This window comes from Pseudomonas sp. R62 (genome assembly GCF_000257605.1).
GTDB lineage: Bacteria > Pseudomonadota > Gammaproteobacteria > Pseudomonadales > Pseudomonadaceae > Aquipseudomonas > Aquipseudomonas atacamensis.
Genome location: NZ_JH635999.1, coordinates 954,551 through 972,270, shown reverse-complemented (window position 1 = coordinate 972,270; position 17,720 = coordinate 954,551). Strand labels below are relative to the sequence as shown.

The window sequence follows — 17,720 nt, the reverse complement described above, 5'->3', positions numbered from 1 at the left end:
TCAGGATCGGCGATGTTCTTCCGCAAATACTCGAACATGCGGCTCAAGGCGTCGCGACGAATGTTCTCGGCGGCATTCTCTTCCGCCAGACGCTTGAGCGGCTCGGCGTAGAGAAAACACACGCTGCCGATCATCTGCAGCAACAAGCCCTTGAGCATTTCCCGCGTGCCGAACTGACGGTTCTCATCGAGTGCGCGCATCTGTTCGATCAGGCCGCAGACCTGAGCGAAATCCTCATCACCCAAAATGAAATCCAGATGTTCCTGAAAGCGGAACGGCGACAGCTCCGGCGCGAGCAGGATCGACACCTCTTCCAGATCCATCGGGTCGCATTGCAGATGCGGCAAGAGAAACGTCTGGGAAAAATTGATGACGATGAAATTGCTGTCTGCGGGATGCGGAATCACATGCACGCGGTGCGGCAGGATGAACGCCAGGGTGTTGCGCGGGAGTGGCCGCTGGACGCTGCCGATGTGCTGCACGGTGTCGCCACCGAGGTTGATCTGGATCTGGAAGTACTCGTGCCGGTGAGGCGCGGTTTCGGCGCGACGACCCTTTTTGTCGCGAATGTAGAAATCGGTCAATTCGCTGCGTTGCTGCATGACGTAAGTCGGGATACGGCTGGGTGAAGACATGGGCAGAAGGTCCTCCGGGCAGTGAGGTAGCGCCTGTCATCTTGCAGGGTTGGGCGGTGGGCGGCAATGAGTCATACGATGACATTGGCTTTTTTGAAAGAAGCCTCGCGATGAGCCTGTCCAAAAAGCGCATTAGCTTAAAAACAGTGATAGTCGTTATTTTTCAGTTGCTTGAGATTTAAATCTGATCTTTATTCTCAAGACAAATCGTATTTATCTTTTTGGACACGTTCGCCAAATCCACTTTTTTCAAGAAAAAACGTTCTAACCCATCGGTTGATTTAGAACCGTTGTACGACCACTGTAATGACCAACGCAGCCCAACCTCTTTCAAAAACAATCAAAGGTGCGCACGTCATGATCCTGCTATTTCCCCTCGCCGCCCCGCCCGACCTCCCCTTGAAATCAATCGCACAAAGACGTTCCTGAACGTCTGAAAGCCGCGCTGCAACCCGTTCGATTGCCTTGCCCCACACGTTGCGGGCAACGGCATCGGCTGCTCGAAAAATCTCGACTCTTCTAACAATAACGAGGTCTCCGCATGTCCAACTCCCATTCTTCCAGTGCCACGGTGCCGCCGGTGATTGCCGGTGCACGCGATGCCGTTACGACGCAGCGTCTGCCTACCCGGCGGCGCTGGTTCATGCTGTCGTTGCTGCTGATCGCGACGATCATCAATTACATCGACCGGGTGAACATCTCGATCGCCGCGCCGTTCATGGCCAAGGATTTGGGCCTGGACAAGATCGAGATGGGCCTGATCTTCTCCGCGTTCGCCTGGACCTATGCCTTGGCACTGGTACCGGCCGGGTTCATCGCTGATCGGTTTGGTTCGCGCTTCACCTACGGCGTATCGCTGATCAGTTGGTCGACCGTCACCGTTTGCCAGGGTTTCGCCACTGGATTTGCTTCACTGTTTGGCCTGCGCCTGGCGGTCGGCGCCATGGAAGCCCCGGCTTTTCCGGCCAACAGCCGCGCGGTGACGGTGTGGTTCCCGGCGCGGGAACGCGGGATGGCCAGCAGCATTTACGTGTGCGGCCAGTACCTCGGCACGGCGCTGTTCACCGGCGCGCTGTTATGGCTGGCGACCACTTTTGACTGGCGCCACGTGTTCTACAGCACCGGCGCACTCGGCATCGTCTTCGGTGTGCTGTGGCTGTACCTGTATCGCGATCCGCTGAACTGCAAGAAAGTCAGCCAGGAAGAATTGAAGTACATCGAAACCGGCGGCGGTCTGGTCAAGAGCAGCCAGGAGCGCACCCGCTTCAACTGGCGGCAGATTGCCGAGCTGTTCAGCTATCGGCAGATCTGGGCGATCTGCATCGGCAAGTTCGCCAGCACCTCGGCGCTGTACTTCTTCCTCACCTGGTTCCCGACCTACCTGATCGAAGAACGCAAACTGACCATGATCAAGGCCGGGATCTTCGCCGTGCTGCCCTTCGTCGGTGCCACGGTGGGGATTCTGCTGGCCGGCATCGTTTCCGACCTGCTGATCCGTCGCGGCTACTCGATGTCGTTTGCGCGCAAGTTGCCGCTGGTGGTCGGTTCGATGCTGGGCATGTCGATCGTGCTGGTGAATTTCACCGACTCCAACCTGATCTGCATCGCCGTGCTGACCATCGCCTTCTTCGCCCAAGGCATCGCGTCCTCGTCGTGGGCGGCGGTATCGGAAGTGGCGCCAAAAGAGCTGATCGGCCTCACCGGCGGCATTACCAGCCTGGCGGCGAACATCGGCGGCATCGTCACGCCGATCGTGATCGGCGCCATCGTCCACGCCACCGGCACCTTCGCCTATGCCTTCTGGTTTATCGGCGGCGTGGCGCTGATCGGCACCCTCTCCTATTCGTTACTGCTCGGGCGCCTGTATCGCATCGAGCTGAAGGTGCGCTGAGGCAAGAACCCGGATTTGTCCAAACGCAGGCGGCTTTCGTCCAACTTCACCGACGCCAGCCGCCGTACGCTGCCCTTTCAAACAGGATGACCCGCAGGATGAACATGACTGAATACGTCTTTACCCCGGATCTGCCCGTGACTTTGCCGGTACTCGGCACCGAGCAGCGCTTCCCCGTTGGCCGGGTGTTCTGTGTCGGCCGCAACTACCCATGGCCGGACACTCAAGGCCAGTCGCGCCAGCCGCCAGTGTTTTTCATGAAACCGGCAAGTTGCGTGGTCGATGCCGTCGGCGACGTCGCCTTCCCCTCAGTGTGCGAGGACTTCGTTCACGAAATCGAACTGGTCGTCGCCATCGGTGAAGGCGGCGCCAATATCCCCGAGGATCAAGCGCTCGCCTACGTCTGGGGCTACGCCGCCGGCCTCGACCTGACCCGCCGCGATGTGCAACGCGCAGCCAAGAGCAACGGCTTGCCGTGGGAAGGCGCCAAGGTGTTCGACGGTGCCGCGCCAATGACTGCCGTCGTCCCGGTTAGCCGCAGCGGCCATCCCGAGGGCGAATTGTGGCTGAACGTCAACGGCGAAGAACGCCAGCGCGACAATCTCGACAGCCAGATCTGGTCGGTCAGTGAAGTAATCGCGCGCATCTCGCAATCCGTGGCCCTGCGCGCCGGCGACCTGATCATGACCGGCAGCCCCGCCGGCGTTGACAGCCTGCAACCGGGCGATGTGATCAACGCCGGCATCGACGGCATCGGCCACCTGGAAATGCGCGTCGGCCCACGGCCCTGATTCCAGCGGATTGAGAAAAAAGGAGAACAACAATATGACTACCCCTTTAAAAGTCGCGCTGGTGACCGGCGCCGGCAGTGGCATCGGCCGCGCCGTGGCGCTGGGCCTGATGGCTGACGGTTTCACCCTCGTGCTCGCCGGACGCCGGCCCGAGCCCTTGCAAGCGTTGGCCGAACTGGCGCAGAGCCAGGGTTATCAAGCCTTGGCGGTGCCCACCGACGTGCGTGACCCGGCCAGTGTCGACGTGCTGTTCGCGACCATTGCCGAGGTCTACGGGCGCCTCGATGTGGTCTTCAACAACGCCGGCGTCAACGCCCCCGCCGTGCCGCTGGACGAGCTGACCTTCGAGCAGTGGCGCAACGTGATCGACACCAACCTCAACGGCGTCTTTCTCTGCGCTCGCGGCGCGTTCGGGCTGATGCGCAAACAACAGCCGCAGGGCGGACGAATCATCAACAACGGTTCCATCTCGGCACACACACCGCGCCCGTTCAGCAGCGCCTACACCGCGAGCAAACACGCCGTGCTCGGCCTGACCAAATCCCTGGCGCTGGATGGCCGTGAATTCAACATTGCCTGTAGCCAGATCGACATCGGCAATGCCCTGACGGAAATGTCGGTGCGCATGACCAAAGGCGTACGCCAGGCCAACGGCAGCATCGCCGTCGAGCCGATGGTCGACGTCAAACACGTCGCCGATGCAGTGCGCTACATCGCCGGCCTGCCGCTGTCAGCCAACGTCCTGAACATGACCGTCATGGCCAGCGCCATGCCGTTTGCCGGCCGCGGTTGAGCCGGCCTTTTTATTGCGTAACGAGGTAGCCATGAAGCCAGAAATCCTGCAACTGAGCCCGATCCTGATCCCGGAAATCAACGCGCGTCTGGACCAACTGTTCACCGTACGCCGCTACTTCCAGCAAGCGGACAAACCCGCCTACATAAAGGAACACGGCGCCAGCATTCGCGGCGTCATCACCGGCGGCCACACCGGCATCAGCCAGGCGCTGATGGCGCAACTGCCGAACCTGGAAGTCGTCGCGGTCAACGGCGTCGGCACCGACGCCGTCGATCTGGCCTACGCCCGCGACCGCGGCATCCGCGTCACCGCCACCATCGGCGCCCTCACCGAAGACGTCGCCGACCTCGCCATCGGCCTGCTCATCTCGGTCTGTCGCGGCCTGTGCACCAGCGACCGCTACGTGCGCTCCGGCCAATGGCCACAAAGCCCGACCCCACTCGCCCCGCTGCCCTTGGCCCGACAAGTCTCCGGCATGCGCATCGGCATCGTCGGCATGGGCCGCGTCGGCCGCGCCATCGCCACCCGCGCCGCCGCCTTCGGCTGCCCGATCAGCTACACCGACTTGCAACCGATGAGCGACGTCCCCCACACCTTCGTCGCCGACCTCAAACAACTGGCCCGCGACAGCGACGCCCTGATCCTCGCCGCCGCGGCGGACAAGGGCGAAGCGATCATCGACGCGCCAGTGCTGCAAGCGCTGGGCAAGGACGGTTATCTGATTAACGTCGCCCGGGGCAAACTGGTGAACGAGGCGGATCTGGTGGCCGCGCTTTCGGCTGGGGAAATCGCCGGGGCTGGGCTGGATGTGTTTGTCGATGAACCGAATGTGCCCGAAGCGTTGTTTGCTAATGAACAAGTGGTGCTGCAACCGCATCGGGCCAGCGCAACATTGCAGACTCGCACGCGGATGGGGGAAATGGTGGTGGCGAGTCTGGTTGATACGTTTGCGGGGAAAGTGCCGGTTGGGTGTGTGACGGGGTGAACGGGTTCCGGAGCGCTGTTCGTGATCGCGGCACACACCGCCTTCGCGAGCAGGCTCGCTCCCACAGGTTTGATTGCGTACATTCAGTGAGAAATGGGGCGTCTGTCAGGCCGCCTTCGCTGGCAAGCCAGCTCCCACAGGTTTTTGTGGCGTGGACAGAAATTGGTCAACACCCAACGTCCAATGCAGGCTTGCTCTCAACAGAAAAGCAAAAGCGAAGGCCAGATCAAAAGATCGCAGCCTTCGGCAGCTCCTACAGTTGGATCGCGTTCCGCTCAAGAACAGGTCGGCTGTCAGGCCGCCTTCGCGAGCAGGCTCGCTCCCACAGAAAAGCAAAAGCAGACCAAGCAGGCCGTCCCGCCACCCAACACGATGAGCGCAAGCTCGAGTAGCTTTTGATCCTGGAGCCCGTCGGCAGGCTGAGTGGAGGGATTGATCCGGGGGTGGGAGCGCAGCGACCGTCTGGCGCAGCCAGACACAGCGGAAGGAGGTGCAGCGAAGCAAACCGTAGCCGCTGCGCCCGGATCGATTCCGGAGCGAAGGAACCCCGAGCTCCAGCGAGCGGGCCGAACGTCAGGGCGAAGCCTTTTTGGGTACTTTTTCGGCGTCTGGAAAAAGTGCCTCGCCGTAAGGGCGAAACCGCCAGCCGCAACACCACCAAAAAAGGATATACACCCAAAAACCCCAAAGCATGGTCGGCCCAAAGGCCGCCAAGAACACAAAAAAAAACCCCACAACCGAAAACCAGTGTGGGGCGAAAAAATTGGTTGGTTGCGGCCAACCAAAGGAGCTCTGTCAAAACCCGTCAAGCGCTCAGATCAAATACACTCCTGAGCCGCCCGCTCAAAACTCGAAGGCAACAAATTCGACGCCAGCAAATGCCGCTCATAAATGAACACCTTGCCGCCCTTCCCCGCCTTGTACGCCTCCAGCACGTTATCCGCCGACACCTTGCTCGGCACCACGATCCGATAACTGCGCTGACTCTGCGAAACCGTCGGATTCAACGCACGGTCCTGCAACTTCGGCACCACGCAATCGGCGTACTGCTCCGGCGTCTTGCTGGTCTGCAAGGTCAGGGTCGGATCGTTCGGCGCCGAAGCGCAACCGGCGAGCAACAGGGAAACAAAAGCCATGGCTGGCACGAATAAAGGACGCATCTGGGTAATCCTGAAAATAAAGGTTCGGTTCAACCGGCAACGGTTCGACTTCACGGCGCCGCCGTTGCCATTTACGTTTTAAGAATCAGCTCGACGCCACCAGGGCCTTGAGCGACACATCGAATTGCTTCAGCGCATTGAGTTGCAGGTCACGTTGCTGATTGATCTGCGCGGCGATCTGCGGCGCCGCCTGGTTGTGCACCCAGACCGAAGGCAACTCTTGCTCAATCGCCCCCTCGGCCTTGCCGATGTACTGCAGATCGGCGTCGTAGAACCGTGCAGAGAAGCGCGCCTCGACCAAACTGTTGCGCTGAGTCAGCAAGCGGTTGAACGTGTCGAGCTTGACCACCACGTCCGGATGGGCCTGAACCAGCGCATCGAGGTTGTCGTAGACGGTCACCGAGACGAACTGCTGTTGCAGCGAAGTCACCAGCCAGTCGAGGGCCAGTTCCGGGTCGGAGCTGCCGACAAAGGCGTCGCGGATTCGCGAGTCCAGTGCGTCTTTCGCACCGTTCAGCGCCATGTCGTGGTAGCGCTCCAGGTATTGCAGGTTCTGCAACGTGTTTTCGCTCAACAACACACCCACGGTCTGCGTGTGCTGCAACGCCGAGGCGCTGGCAGCGATGGGTTGCAGGTGACACGACCGGGCGTCGTCTGCGTAAGCCGGTGCGGTAACTACCCCGCCCATCAGCAGGGCGATCATTGCCAGTCGAGTCAGAATGTTCATCGCGCAATTTCCTTGAGCTGCGTCTTCGATGGAGGCGATTTTCCGCCGATCGCCGGCAAAGCAGAACTTGCGTTTCTTGATGGTCACTATTACTTCCAGCAATAGTTGCGCGTCGCGCAGACTGATGCACACTGAGCACATTCAAGAAAAACGATGAGGGTCTCGCCTTGAGAACGTTTGATCTGATCCGTGACGCCGTGCTGCCCGAATATCGCGATCGCGTAGCCGAATACCTGATGCAGTACGAAAGCATCCTGCTGGACAAAAACGCCCGCGATGCGCAATTGATCCGCGACACTGCCCAGCAACTGCGCGGTTATCTGCGCGGGCTCAACACCACGCGGGTGCTGGGCATGGCCTATTGGGAAGAGCTCGATCGCCGCGTGGTAGACACCTGGCTAAGCCCGCAAGAGTGACCGCTGGAGCGCCAGTGGTCTGCCCGGCAACGCGCCCCCTGCGAAAAACCTGACCAAACGCTTACAATCGCAGGCCTATTGCCATACAGACAGGCCTGCCCGGAAATGCCGCTCGACCCGCCAACGATGCTGACCATCACGATCGCCCTCGCAGCCGCTGCCGCGCTGTACCTGGCGGTCGAGTGGCGCAGCATCCGTGAGCCTTCGCTACTGTTCTGGAGCGCCGGTTTCGCCACCATCACCATCGGTTCCACCCTCGCTCTGCTGCGCAGCAGCGGTTTTCTGCTGCTGGGCATCTGGTTCGCCAACGGCCTGCTAGTGACCGCGCATTTCTTCTTCCTGCTCGGCGTGGCGCGCTTCACCCAGACCCGACTGTCGCCGGCGTGGTACCTGATTTTCGCGACGTGGCTGATCATGTTGATGATGCCGGACGGCCCGCTGTGGTCCAAGGCCATGCTGGTGGCCAACTCGCTGCTGGTGGCGATCCCGACACTCAAGGCCAGTTCGCTGCTGCGTCCACACGGCAAGTCGTTGAGCGTTGGCGCGGTGCAACTGCGTTATGTGCTGCTCGGCCATGGCATCTTTTATGTGGCCAAGGCCCTGACCGTGGTGATCCCCGGCACGCTGATCGATCTGGCGGCGTTTCGCGGCGAGATCATTCAGATCTCGCTGGTCGAAGGCGCGATGGCGATCATGTTGATCGCCCTGTCGATGACCGGCACCGAGCGTTATCGCCGGGAAAAGCAAATCGCCCGCCTCGCCGAGCGCGATCCGCTCACGGCCCTCTACAACCGCAGGGCGCTGGAAAAACGCACGCCACGCCTGTTGGCCGGTGTCTCCGCGCAAAGACCGGGTGCGCTGCTGTTGATCGATATCGACAACTTCAAACTGGTCAACGACCAGTACGGGCATATCGCCGGTGATCGCTTGCTGATTGCTCTGAGCGAGATGATCCGCGCCCAGCTGCCGCCCCATGCGCTGACGGCGCGGCTGGGTGGCGACGAGTTTCTGATGCTGCTCAACAACGCGTCAGCCGAAGCTATCCTTGAACTGGGCAATGCCTTGCGCGAACAGTTTCTGGCCTTGGCGTCGCACACATATCCCACGTCCGCTGCGGTGACTTTAAGCATCGGCGCCACCCTGTTCGACAAACCGCCGGCCAGTCTGGCGGCGCTGATCGAACTTGGCGACGCCGCGCTTTATGAGTCCAAACGCGGCGGCCGCAACCGCTTGCGCCTGTCCGGCCTCGCCACTCCAGGATGAACCCAGCCATGTCCAGCCACGCCACCCCGCTGCAAGACCTCGCCGCCCCCGAAGGCGTTTGTTACGGCTGCGGCGGCCGCAATCCGCAAGGCCTGCACGTGAAAAGTCGTTGGGATGAGGACGGCAGCCACGTCATCGCCGAGCATCTGCCCGACGCCCAATACTGCGGCTGGCCGGATCTGGTTTACGGCGGGCTGATCGCCATGCTCGTCGACTGTCACTCCAACTGGACCGCCATGGCCTGGCACTACCGCGCAGAAAACCGCGAAGCCGGCAGCCTGCCGCGCATCGACTGCGTGACTGGCAACCTCGGGATCAAGTTCATCAAGCCAACGCCGATGGGCGTACCGCTGCTCTTGCGTGCACGGGTCGAAGGTGAAGTCGGGCGCAAGACCCGGGTGATTTGCGAAGTGTATGCCGGGGAAGTGCTGACGGCAGTGGGTGATTCGGTGTTTGTGCGGGTGGATACGGGGCAGTTGGCGGATGCAGCGCATGGCCGCGAAAGCCAAAGCCCCTCACCCTAGCCCTCTCCCAAAGGGAGAGGGAACTGACCGCAGTGTCTGGTGGAAATAGGCCGACCTGGGAAACCGAGTCGAACTCAAATTCTGAAAAGCTTGAAAATCGGCTCCCTCTCCCTCGGGAGAGGGCTGGGGTGAGGGGCTGCGGTTCAAGCCACGCAGCCACACTCAAGCCGAAAGCGAAACGTGAGCCAGCTCTTCAACGCGACAAAGCCGCCACACCCGCCCGCGCCGCATGCAGCTTTTTATAGCTCTCGATCAAGCGCAAATGCCGATCCAACCCTTCCAGCTTCATGCTCGTCGGTGTCAGGCCATAGAACCGCACACTGCCATTCACCGAACCAATCGCCGCATCCATACGCTCGTCACCAAACATCCGACGGAAGTTGGCCTCGTAGTCTTCCAACTCGAGATCCTCGTCCAGCTCCATCTCCAGCACCACATTCACAGCCTGATAGAACAAGCCGCGCTCAACAGTGTTGTCGTTGTATTGCAGGAATGCCTCAACCAGATCCTTGGCCTCGTCAAACTTCTGCAGCGCGAGGTAGATCAACAGGCGCAGTTCCAGAATCGTCAACTTGCCCCACGGTGTGTTGTCATCGAACTCGATGCCGATCAGTGTGGTGATGTCGGTGTAGTCGTCCTGCTCGCTGCGCTCCAGCCCCTGGACCAGATTGCGCAAGCCAACCTTACTGAGGTTGTGCAGATTGAGGATGTCGGCGCGGAATTGCAGGGCTTTGTTGGTGTTGTCCCAGATCAGGTCTTCGACCGGGTAGATCTCCGAGTAATCCGGCACGAGGATGCGGCAGGCTTTGGCGCCGATGTGCTCGTACACCGCCATGTAGACTTCCTTGCCCATGTCTTCGAGGATGCCGAACAGGGTCGCGGCTTCTTCGGCGTTGGAGTTTTCGCCTTGGCCTGAAAAGTCCCACTCGACGAATTCGAAATCTGGCTTGGCACTGAAGAAGCGCCACGACACCACACCGCTGGAATCGATGAAGTGCTCGACGAAGTTGTTCGGTTCGGTGACTGCCTGCCCCGAGAACGTCGGCTGCGGCAAGTCATTGAGGCCTTCGAAGCTGCGGCCCTGGAGCAATTCGGTCAGGCTGCGTTCCAGCGCGACTTCCAGGCTCGGGTGCGCGCCGAACGAGGCGAAGACGCCGCCAGTGCGCGGGTTCATCAGGGTCACGCACATCACCGGGAATTCACCGCCCAGCGAGGCGTCCTTGACCAGCACCGGGAAGCCCTGCTCTTCCAGGCCTTTGATGCCGGCGAGGATGCTCGGGTATTTCTCCAGTACCTCTTGCGGTACGTCCGGCAGGGCCATTTCGCCTTCGAGAATTTCGCGTTTGACTGCGCGCTCGAAAATTTCCGACAGGCACTGCACCTGCGCTTCGGCCAAGGTGTTGCCGGCGCTCATGCCGTTGCTCAGGTAGAGGTTTTCGATCAGGTTGGACGGGAAGTACACCACTTCACCGTCCGACTGGCGCACGAACGGCAGCGAGCAGATGCCGCGCTGGGTGTTGCCGGAGTTGGTGTCGTACAGGTGCGAGCCACGCAGTTCGCCGTCGCGGTTGTAAATGCCGAGGGTGTAGTCGTCGAGAATTTCGCTAGGCAATTCGTCTTTCGGACCCGGCTTGAACCACTTCTCGTCCGGATAATGGACGAATTCGGCGTTGGCGATGTCTTCGCCCCAGAACTGGTCGTTATAGAAGAAGTTGCAATTGAGGCGCTCGATGAACTCGCCCAGCGCCGACGCCAGTGCGCCTTCCTTGGTCGCGCCCTTGCCGTTGGTGAAGCACATCGGCGAATGCGCATCGCGAATGTGCAGCGACCAGACGTTGGGCACGATGTTGCGCCACGAGGCGATTTCGATCTTCATGCCGAGGTCGGCAAGAATCTTCGACATGTTGGCGATGGTCTGTTCCAGCGGCAGGTCCTTGCCGGCGATGTAGGTGCCTGCCTGGGAATCGGACTGCGGCATCAACAAGGCCTGGGCATCGGCGTCGAGGTTGTCGACTTCTTCGATGATGAACTCGGGGCCGGTCTGCACCACCTTCTTCACGGTGCAGCGGTCGATGGAACGGAGGATGCCCTGGCGATCCTTGTCCGAAATATCGGCGGGCAATTCGACCTGGATCTTGAATATCTGGTTGTAGCGGTTTTCCGGGTCGACGATGTTGTTCTGCGACAGGCGAATGTTCTCTGTCGGGATGTTGCGCGTGTCGCAGTACAGCTTGACGAAGTAAGCCGCGCACAAGGCCGACGACGCCAGGAAGTAGTCGAACGGCCCCGGTGCCGAGCCATCGCCCTTGTAGCGGATGGGCTGATCGGCGATCACCGTGAAGTCGTCGAACTTGGCTTCAAGTCGAAGGTTGTCGAGAAAGTTGACCTTGATTTCCATGCGGGATTACCAGAATACGGCTAAACGAATGGCGGCCATTATCCGGTTTTTGTGCGGGAAGTCTCGCCCTTTCGGGATTCGCCGCTGGCCGGCGCTGCTGGAAATTCCAACGGATTCGCTACACTTTGAAAAAATCCAGGCGATACCAATAACAACAATCTGAACATTGTGCGCTCGCCATTGTTCTAGATTCAGAAGACACCGGATCAAGGACGAGCACATGGCCGTTACTCTCCCTGCGCAGCCAATCCCCACCCCGCAACGCGCCGTGACCCGGCGCCTGGCCATCGCCGTTGGCGCACTGTTCGTTGCGGGTGTCATCGCCGCGATCAGCACCTTGCTTGGGATCGCCAATACCCTTGACGCGAAGGATCTGGAACAGAACCAGTTCTATTCCGTGCGCGCCGTGGAAAACCGCATCACCGCGTCGAAAAACTACATCACCAGTTATGCCTACTGGACCCGCGCCTATGAGGCCTTGAGCGGGCCGATCGACGTCAACTGGGCCTATACCGAACAGAACATGGGCAAGACCCTGTTCACCAGCGACGGCTACGACGGCGTTTTCGTCCTCGATCGCAATCGCACCAAGTACGCGGTGATTCGCGGGCAGATGGTTGAACCCGACGTATCCAGCGTACTGCAAGCGCCCGCCTCGGCGCTGGTCGAGCAGGTGCTGAGTCAGCCTGATCTGACCAAGCCGATCAGCAGTTATTCATTGTTCGAAGGCTGGCCGGCGCTGATCACCGCTGCCGCGATCATTCCCAACGACGAGCGCCCGCTGGATGAACTGAGAAACACCTCGGTGCTGGTGTTCGTCGACAAGCTGACCCCGACCAAACTGCGCAAGATCGGCAGCGGTTATGGCCTGACGAACCTGACCCTGGTCCCGGACGGCACCATTGAGAAAGGCCATCCAAGTGTGCCCCTCGACAGCACCGGCTACAGTCTGGTCGCCGACCTGCAACGACCCGGCCAGCAATTGCTATGGACGCTGGTGCCGCCGCTCGGCGCGACGTTTCTGGTGCTGATGCTGCTCACCGCCTATTTTTTCCGCCATGCATTGCGCTCATCGCAATACGTCGACAACAGCATTCATGCCATGCAGGCCTCGAATCAGGCACTCGAGAAAGCCAATCATGCCCTCGAAGCCAGTGAAGAACGCTTTCGCGCCGTGGCCGAAGCGGCGTCGGACTGGATCTGGGAAGTTGATGATCAGTTGGCGCTGACCTATCTGTCGGCGCGCTTCAGCGAAGTCACCGGTTACCCGCAAGCCCTGTGGCTGGGCCAGGACATCGGCGAATTACTGACTTGCGACACCACGCCACTGGAGCTATGGCTGCGCAAACTCAGCGAAGAAAACAGCGCCGGCGACTTGCGCTGCACTTATCGCGATCACTCCGGGCAGCCACGCCACTGCCGGCTTTCGGCGCGGCCGATTTTCGACAAGGACAGCGTCGTCGGCTATCGCGGTACTGCCAGCGATATCACCGACGAAGTCGCCGCCCATGCGCAGATCCAGCACCTGTCGATGCACGATGCCCTGACCGGCCTGCCCAACCGCAACAAATTGGCGCGTTATCTGGATGAAGTGCTGATATTGAAAGAGCACTCGCCACCGCTGTCGCTGCTGATGATCGATCTGGACAACTTCAAACCGATCAACGATTCCCTCGGCCATCCTGCCGGTGACGCGGTACTCCAGGAAGTCGCCACGCGTCTGCGCGAATGCACCCGCGAACATGACCTCGTCGCCCGCCTCGGTGGTGATGAATTCGTCGTGGTGCTCAATGGCATGGACAGCCATAACGAGATCGACAAATTCTGCACGAGGCTGATCGGCAGCCTGCATCAGCCGATCCTCTACGAACAGCATCCGCTGCATATCGGCGCCAGTGTCGGCATCGCCCTGAGTCGTCGGCACGGTTTCGTCGCCAGTGATCTGATCCGCTACGCCGACATCGCGCTGTATCAAGCCAAATCCGACGGCAAGAACACCTGGTGCTATTTCGAAGCGCACATGAGCGACCAGATCCAGACGCGCCGGCAAATGGAAGATGACCTGCGCCATGCGCTAAAACACAACGAATTCGTCTTGCACTATCAGCCGCGCTACAAGGTCGACGGCAAACACATCGTTTCGGTGGAAGCGCTGGTGCGCTGGCAGCATCCGACGCAGGGCCTGCTCGGGCCGGACGTGTTCATTCCGCTGGCCGAACAGACCGACCTGATCGTCCCGCTGGGCCGCTGGGTGCTGCGCGAAGCCTGCGAAACCGCGCTGGAATGGCCCCATGACATTCTGCTGTCGGTCAACCTCTCGCCTGCGCAGTTCGCCCTCAGCGACGTCGTCGAAGATGTCCGCGAAGTGCTGGTGGAGACGCGTTTCCCGGCCAGCCGCCTGGAGCTGGAGATCACCGAGAACGTGATGCTCAATGACACCGACGGCGCGCTGACTACCATGAATCAGCTGAAGGAGCTCGGCGTGCGTCTGAACATGGACGACTTCGGCACCGGCTATTCGTCGCTCGGTTATCTGCGCGCCTATCCGTTCGACGGGATCAAAATCGACAAACGCTTTATCGCCTCGATCAGCAGCGGCACCAACGACCGTGCCGTGGTGCAGGCGATCATTGGCTTGGGCAAGGCCATGGGGCTGACGGTGACGGCCGAGGGCGTCGAGACCGAGGAGCAACTGGCGATTCTCGGCAAGGATCAATGCAACGAGGTGCAGGGTTATTTCATGAGTCGGCCGATCGACAAGGCGGCTTTTGCTGATCTGCTACGGGCTTCGCGCCTGTCGCTGGTGAGCAAAAAAGGTCGGGTAACGTGAATCTCAACCATCGTTGGCAACGCGCACCTTGCCGCTGAACACGCGGAAACCGAAGGTGTTGTAGGCCAGGGTGATGGGGATCAGCACGGCGAATCCGACCAACATGAAGATCTGGCTGGTGGGGCTTGAGGCTGCTTCGCTCAAGGTCAGATTCGGCGGAATGATGAAGGGAAATAGCGCGACCAGCATCACCGCGAAAGCCAGGACGAAGATGCCCAATGCGGCGAACAGTGGGATGAAGTCGAAGCGGCCGTGAAAGCCTTTGCTGAACACCCATCCTAGAGCGCTGACGATCAGTCCTGCCGGCAACCACAGGCGAATATCGGCGAGCCTCCGGGCATATTGCGGCTGCAACGTCGCCGTCCATGCAATCAGCACCAGCAATAACGCCACGACGACCAGCGACAGCACGCGGGCCTGGCGGGCCGAGTGCTGCTGCAATTCATCCAGGGTCCGCCAGTACAACCAGCACGTCCCCAGCCAGACGTAACCGAGCACCAGCACCAAACCGCAAAACACAGGGAACGGATTCAGCCAGTCGCGCCCATCGCCAATGTACTGACCGCCCTGATGGGCAACGCCTTGCACGAGAGTGCCGAGCACCATGCCCTGGACAAACCCGGTCAGCAGCGAAGCCAGCGCCAACACGCCGTCGACGATGCGCTTGCGTCGCTCGTTCGGTGCGTAATCGCGAAACTCCAGCGCCATGGCCCGCGCGATCAAGGCGAGGAACATCACGATAAACGGCACGTACAAGGCCGGCAGCAAGATCGCGTACGCCAGCGGAAACAACGCCAGCAGCCCGCCGCCGCCGAGCACCAGCCAGGTTTCGTTGGCGTCCCATACCGGCAGAATCGACACCGCCATGGCTCGCCGCTGATGACTGCAACCGGTTAGGCCCATGAGCATGCCGACGCCCAGATCGGTGCCGTCGAGCAGCACGTAGTTCATCACCGAGAACGCCAATGCGGCAGCGCACAATAGAGTCAGCCAGTCGGTGTCCATGTCTGCGACTCCTCAGTGCCCGGTTTCGTCGGCCAGCGTGGGCTGCGGCCCGGGTTGATCCTGCTGCGGCGGCTCGCGCAACAGGCGCAGCAACACCCACAGACCGATGCCGAAGATCAACAGATAAAGCAGCAGAATCAACCAGGTCGAGCCGACGACTTGAGCCCTGGACACTGATGACAGACTGTCCGCCGTGCGCAGCAATCCGTAAACGGTAAACGGCTGTCGCCCCACTTCGGTGACGACCCAGCCGCTGAGCATCGCCAGAAATCCGGCCGGCGCCAGCAGCACGCACGCGCCCAGCCAGCGACGCGCCGTGTACAGGCGATTACGTCGGCGCAGGATCAGGCTGACCACGCCCTGCCCAAGCATCAACAGTCCCAGTCCGACCATCAGCCGGAACGCGAAAAACACCGGCGCCACGGGCGGGATGTCCTCAGGCGGGAATTCATCAAGCGCGGCGATGGTGCTGGTCAGGTCACGCTGCAGGTACAGGGAACCAATGCGCGGAATCGCCACCTCCCAGTGGTTGCGGCGCTCTTGCATATCCGGCCATGCGAACAGGCGCAGTGGCTCCCCTGCCCCTTGAGCCGGGCGCGTCCATGAACCTTCTATCGCCGCCACTTTCTGCGGCTGGGCTTGCAAACTGTGCCGGCCATGCAGGTCCCCGACAACGATCTGCACCGGCATCAGCAGCGCAATCACCCACAGCGCCATGGAGAATTGCAGGCGAGCACGCGGATTTTCTGGGGCCTTGCGCAATTGCCAGGCGCTGATCCCGGCAATCAGCGTCGCGCTGCCGATGAACACGGCGAGCAGCATGTGCGCCAAGCGATAGGGAAACGAAGGATTGAAGATGATTGCCCACCAGTCCTCAGCGAGGAAACGCCCGTCCGCGCCAATCGAATAGCCGGCGGGGGTTTGCATCCATGAGTTGGCGGAAAGAATCCAGAACGCGCTGATCAGCGAGCCCACCGCCACCGCACATGTGGCAAAAAAGTGCAGACGCGGGCCGACCTTTTTCAAGCCGAACAGCATGATGCCGAGAAATCCGGCTTCAATGAAAAACGCCGCCATCACCTCATAGAACATCAGCGGACCGAGGACATCGCCGGCCTGCACCGACAGCCGCGACCAGTTGAGACCGAACTGATACTCCAGAATCAATCCAGACGCGGTGCCCACTGCGACATTCAGCGCAAACACTTTGAGCCAGTAGCGATAGACATCCAGATAAACCTGGCGCCCGGTCCTCAACCACAACGCTTCCAGCACCATGAGGAAATTCGCCAGACCGATGCTGAACGCCGCCAGCACGATGTGACAGCTGATCGTGATCGCGAACTGAGCGCGGGCGGCCATCAGGGCCGAATCAACAGGCTCCATCCATCAGCCGCTGTAGAACACAGCCAGCTTGTTGCCTTCAGGATCGCGCAGATAGGCCACGTAAAAGTCCGGCGTATAGGCCTCGCGCGTGCCAGGCGCGCCTTCGTCGCTACCGCCACTGTCGAGCCCGGCCTTGTGCACCTGATCGACCTGGTGTCGGGAGTCGGCGCGAAATGCCGGCATCATGCCGTTGCCCGGGGTCGCCGGCTCACCATTGAACGGTTGCGAGATGTGCACACTCCCGGGCCCGTTGGACTTGTCGGCGCAATCGGGCATGTAGAAACAGTAGTGTTCTTCACGGTCATGCCGGTAGCCAAGCGGCGTCAGGATCGCCTTGTAAAAAGCCGCCGAACGCTCGACATCGTTGGCGCCGATAAACAGATAACTGAGCATGGGATGTCCTCCGATGGCAGCTGTCAGCGCTGTGGCTGTTCCTCGTTCAGGGTAAAAACATTGCCGGCGTCACGCACCAATTGGCGCCATTCGGCACTGGTGATCAGGCCTTGCTCCTCCATCTGATCCGCAGCCTTGAGCAACTCGTCATATTGCTGTTCCGGATCCAGATCGCCCTCGGCCTGCTCCGCCATCCTGCGCCATGCCGCCAGTGATGCCTTCTTTTGCTGATCGAACATACGGGTATCTCCTGAGGGACTTACCCGGTAGAAAAAACAGCGCGACAGAGGTTCAGGGCAGACGACGGATGGACGGGTGATACGCAAAACCTTGTAGGAGTGAGCCTGCTCGCGATAGCGGTATATCGGTCAAATTAAATTTGAATGCTCCTCCGTCATCGCGAGCAGGCTCGCTCCCACAAAAGCAAAGCAGCGCAGCTGCCCGCGGCGAAGCCGCCCCACTCAACAATGAGCGCAAGCTCGAGTGCTTTTGATCTTGCTTTTGATTCACCGGCGACGTC

General features: G+C 60.5%; 16 protein-coding genes. 8 read left to right on the top strand and 8 right to left on the bottom strand.

Annotated elements, in window-relative coordinates; genetic code table 11:
• Window positions 1–635 (bottom strand): AraC family ligand binding domain-containing protein (locus OQK_RS22725; RefSeq protein ID WP_038861584.1); only part of this gene is annotated, 635 nt, incomplete at its 3' end.
• 541 nt (window positions 636–1,176) lie between these two features.
• Between OQK_RS22725 and OQK_RS22715 the strand changes: the two genes are divergently transcribed.
• The 4 genes from OQK_RS22715 to OQK_RS22700 all read left to right on the top strand — a co-directional run bounded on the left by OQK_RS22715 (window position 1,177) and on the right by OQK_RS22700 (window position 5,098).
• Window positions 1,177–2,526, top strand: a complete 1,350-nt coding sequence (locus OQK_RS22715) for an MFS transporter (RefSeq protein ID WP_016774438.1) — start codon at window positions 1,177–1,179, stop codon at window positions 2,524–2,526.
• A 98-nt stretch (window positions 2,527–2,624) separates the two neighbouring features.
• Entirely contained in the window at window positions 2,625–3,317 is a 693-nt protein-coding gene (locus OQK_RS22710) for a fumarylacetoacetate hydrolase family protein (protein WP_016774437.1), read from the top strand.
• Between the two features lie 34 nt (window positions 3,318–3,351).
• The gene (locus OQK_RS22705) at window positions 3,352–4,110 is read left to right on the top strand and encodes an SDR family oxidoreductase (RefSeq protein ID WP_016774436.1); all 759 of its coding nucleotides are present in this window, start codon (window positions 3,352–3,354) and stop codon (window positions 4,108–4,110) included.
• Between the two features lie 31 nt (window positions 4,111–4,141).
• Window positions 4,142–5,098 (top strand): 2-hydroxyacid dehydrogenase, encoded by a 957-nt coding sequence (locus tag OQK_RS22700; protein WP_016774435.1) that lies wholly within the window; start codon window positions 4,142–4,144, stop codon window positions 5,096–5,098.
• 818 nt (window positions 5,099–5,916) lie between these two features.
• On the opposite strand, the gene OQK_RS22695 is transcribed toward OQK_RS22700, so the two are convergent.
• Together OQK_RS22695 and OQK_RS22690 are read right to left on the bottom strand one after the other, a co-directional pair.
• Complete coding sequence (locus OQK_RS22695) at window positions 5,917–6,258, bottom strand: hypothetical protein (protein WP_016774434.1); 342 nt, start codon at window positions 6,256–6,258, stop codon at window positions 5,917–5,919.
• Between the two features lie 85 nt (window positions 6,259–6,343).
• Window positions 6,344–6,985, bottom strand: a complete 642-nt coding sequence (locus OQK_RS22690) for a class II glutamine amidotransferase (RefSeq protein ID WP_038862090.1) — start codon at window positions 6,983–6,985, stop codon at window positions 6,344–6,346.
• 167 nt (window positions 6,986–7,152) lie between these two features.
• Between OQK_RS22690 and OQK_RS22685 the strand changes: the two genes are divergently transcribed.
• From OQK_RS22685 to OQK_RS22675, 3 genes are all read left to right on the top strand, one after another.
• Window positions 7,153–7,401 carry a hypothetical protein gene (locus OQK_RS22685; RefSeq protein ID WP_016774432.1) on the top strand — a complete coding sequence of 83 codons (249 nt, stop codon included), beginning with the start codon at window positions 7,153–7,155 and terminating at the stop codon, window positions 7,399–7,401.
• Between the two features lie 105 nt (window positions 7,402–7,506).
• Window positions 7,507–8,664 carry a GGDEF domain-containing protein gene (locus tag OQK_RS22680; protein ID WP_016774431.1) on the top strand — a complete coding sequence of 386 codons (1,158 nt, stop codon included), beginning with the start codon at window positions 7,507–7,509 and terminating at the stop codon, window positions 8,662–8,664.
• An 8-nt stretch (window positions 8,665–8,672) separates the two neighbouring features.
• The gene (locus tag OQK_RS22675) at window positions 8,673–9,188 is read left to right on the top strand and encodes a PaaI family thioesterase (RefSeq protein WP_016774430.1); all 516 of its coding nucleotides are present in this window, start codon (window positions 8,673–8,675) and stop codon (window positions 9,186–9,188) included.
• Window positions 9,189–9,381: 193 nt separating this feature from the next.
• On the opposite strand, the gene OQK_RS22670 is transcribed toward OQK_RS22675, so the two are convergent.
• Window positions 9,382–11,586, bottom strand: coding sequence for an OsmC domain/YcaO domain-containing protein (locus OQK_RS22670; protein WP_016774429.1), 2,205 nt, complete (start codon window positions 11,584–11,586; stop codon window positions 9,382–9,384).
• A 220-nt stretch (window positions 11,587–11,806) separates the two neighbouring features.
• Here OQK_RS22670 and OQK_RS22665 point away from each other — a divergent pair, with 220 nt between their 5' ends.
• The gene (locus OQK_RS22665; RefSeq protein WP_016774428.1) at window positions 11,807–14,416 is read left to right on the top strand and encodes a bifunctional diguanylate cyclase/phosphodiesterase; all 2,610 of its coding nucleotides are present in this window, start codon (window positions 11,807–11,809) and stop codon (window positions 14,414–14,416) included.
• 3 nt (window positions 14,417–14,419) lie between these two features.
• Here OQK_RS22665 and cydB read toward each other — a convergent pair whose 3' ends face one another.
• From cydB to OQK_RS22645, 4 genes are read right to left on the bottom strand one after another with little or no spacing between them, the layout of a single operon-like run.
• On the bottom strand, window positions 14,420–15,421 hold the full coding sequence (gene cydB / locus OQK_RS22660; protein ID WP_016774427.1) for a cytochrome d ubiquinol oxidase subunit II: 1,002 nt from the start codon (window positions 15,419–15,421) through the stop codon (window positions 14,420–14,422).
• A 12-nt stretch (window positions 15,422–15,433) separates the two neighbouring features.
• The gene (locus OQK_RS22655; RefSeq protein WP_238537248.1) at window positions 15,434–16,783 is read right to left on the bottom strand and encodes a cytochrome ubiquinol oxidase subunit I; all 1,350 of its coding nucleotides are present in this window, start codon (window positions 16,781–16,783) and stop codon (window positions 15,434–15,436) included.
• 27 nt (window positions 16,784–16,810) lie between these two features.
• A complete protein-coding gene (locus OQK_RS22650) occupies window positions 16,811–17,200 on the bottom strand; it encodes a VOC family protein (protein ID WP_016774425.1) in 390 nt (129 codons plus the stop codon).
• Window positions 17,201–17,223: 23 nt separating this feature from the next.
• Window positions 17,224–17,439 carry a hypothetical protein gene (locus tag OQK_RS22645; RefSeq protein WP_016774424.1) on the bottom strand — a complete coding sequence of 72 codons (216 nt, stop codon included), beginning with the start codon at window positions 17,437–17,439 and terminating at the stop codon, window positions 17,224–17,226.
• Between the last annotated feature and the right edge of the window lie 281 nt (window positions 17,440–17,720).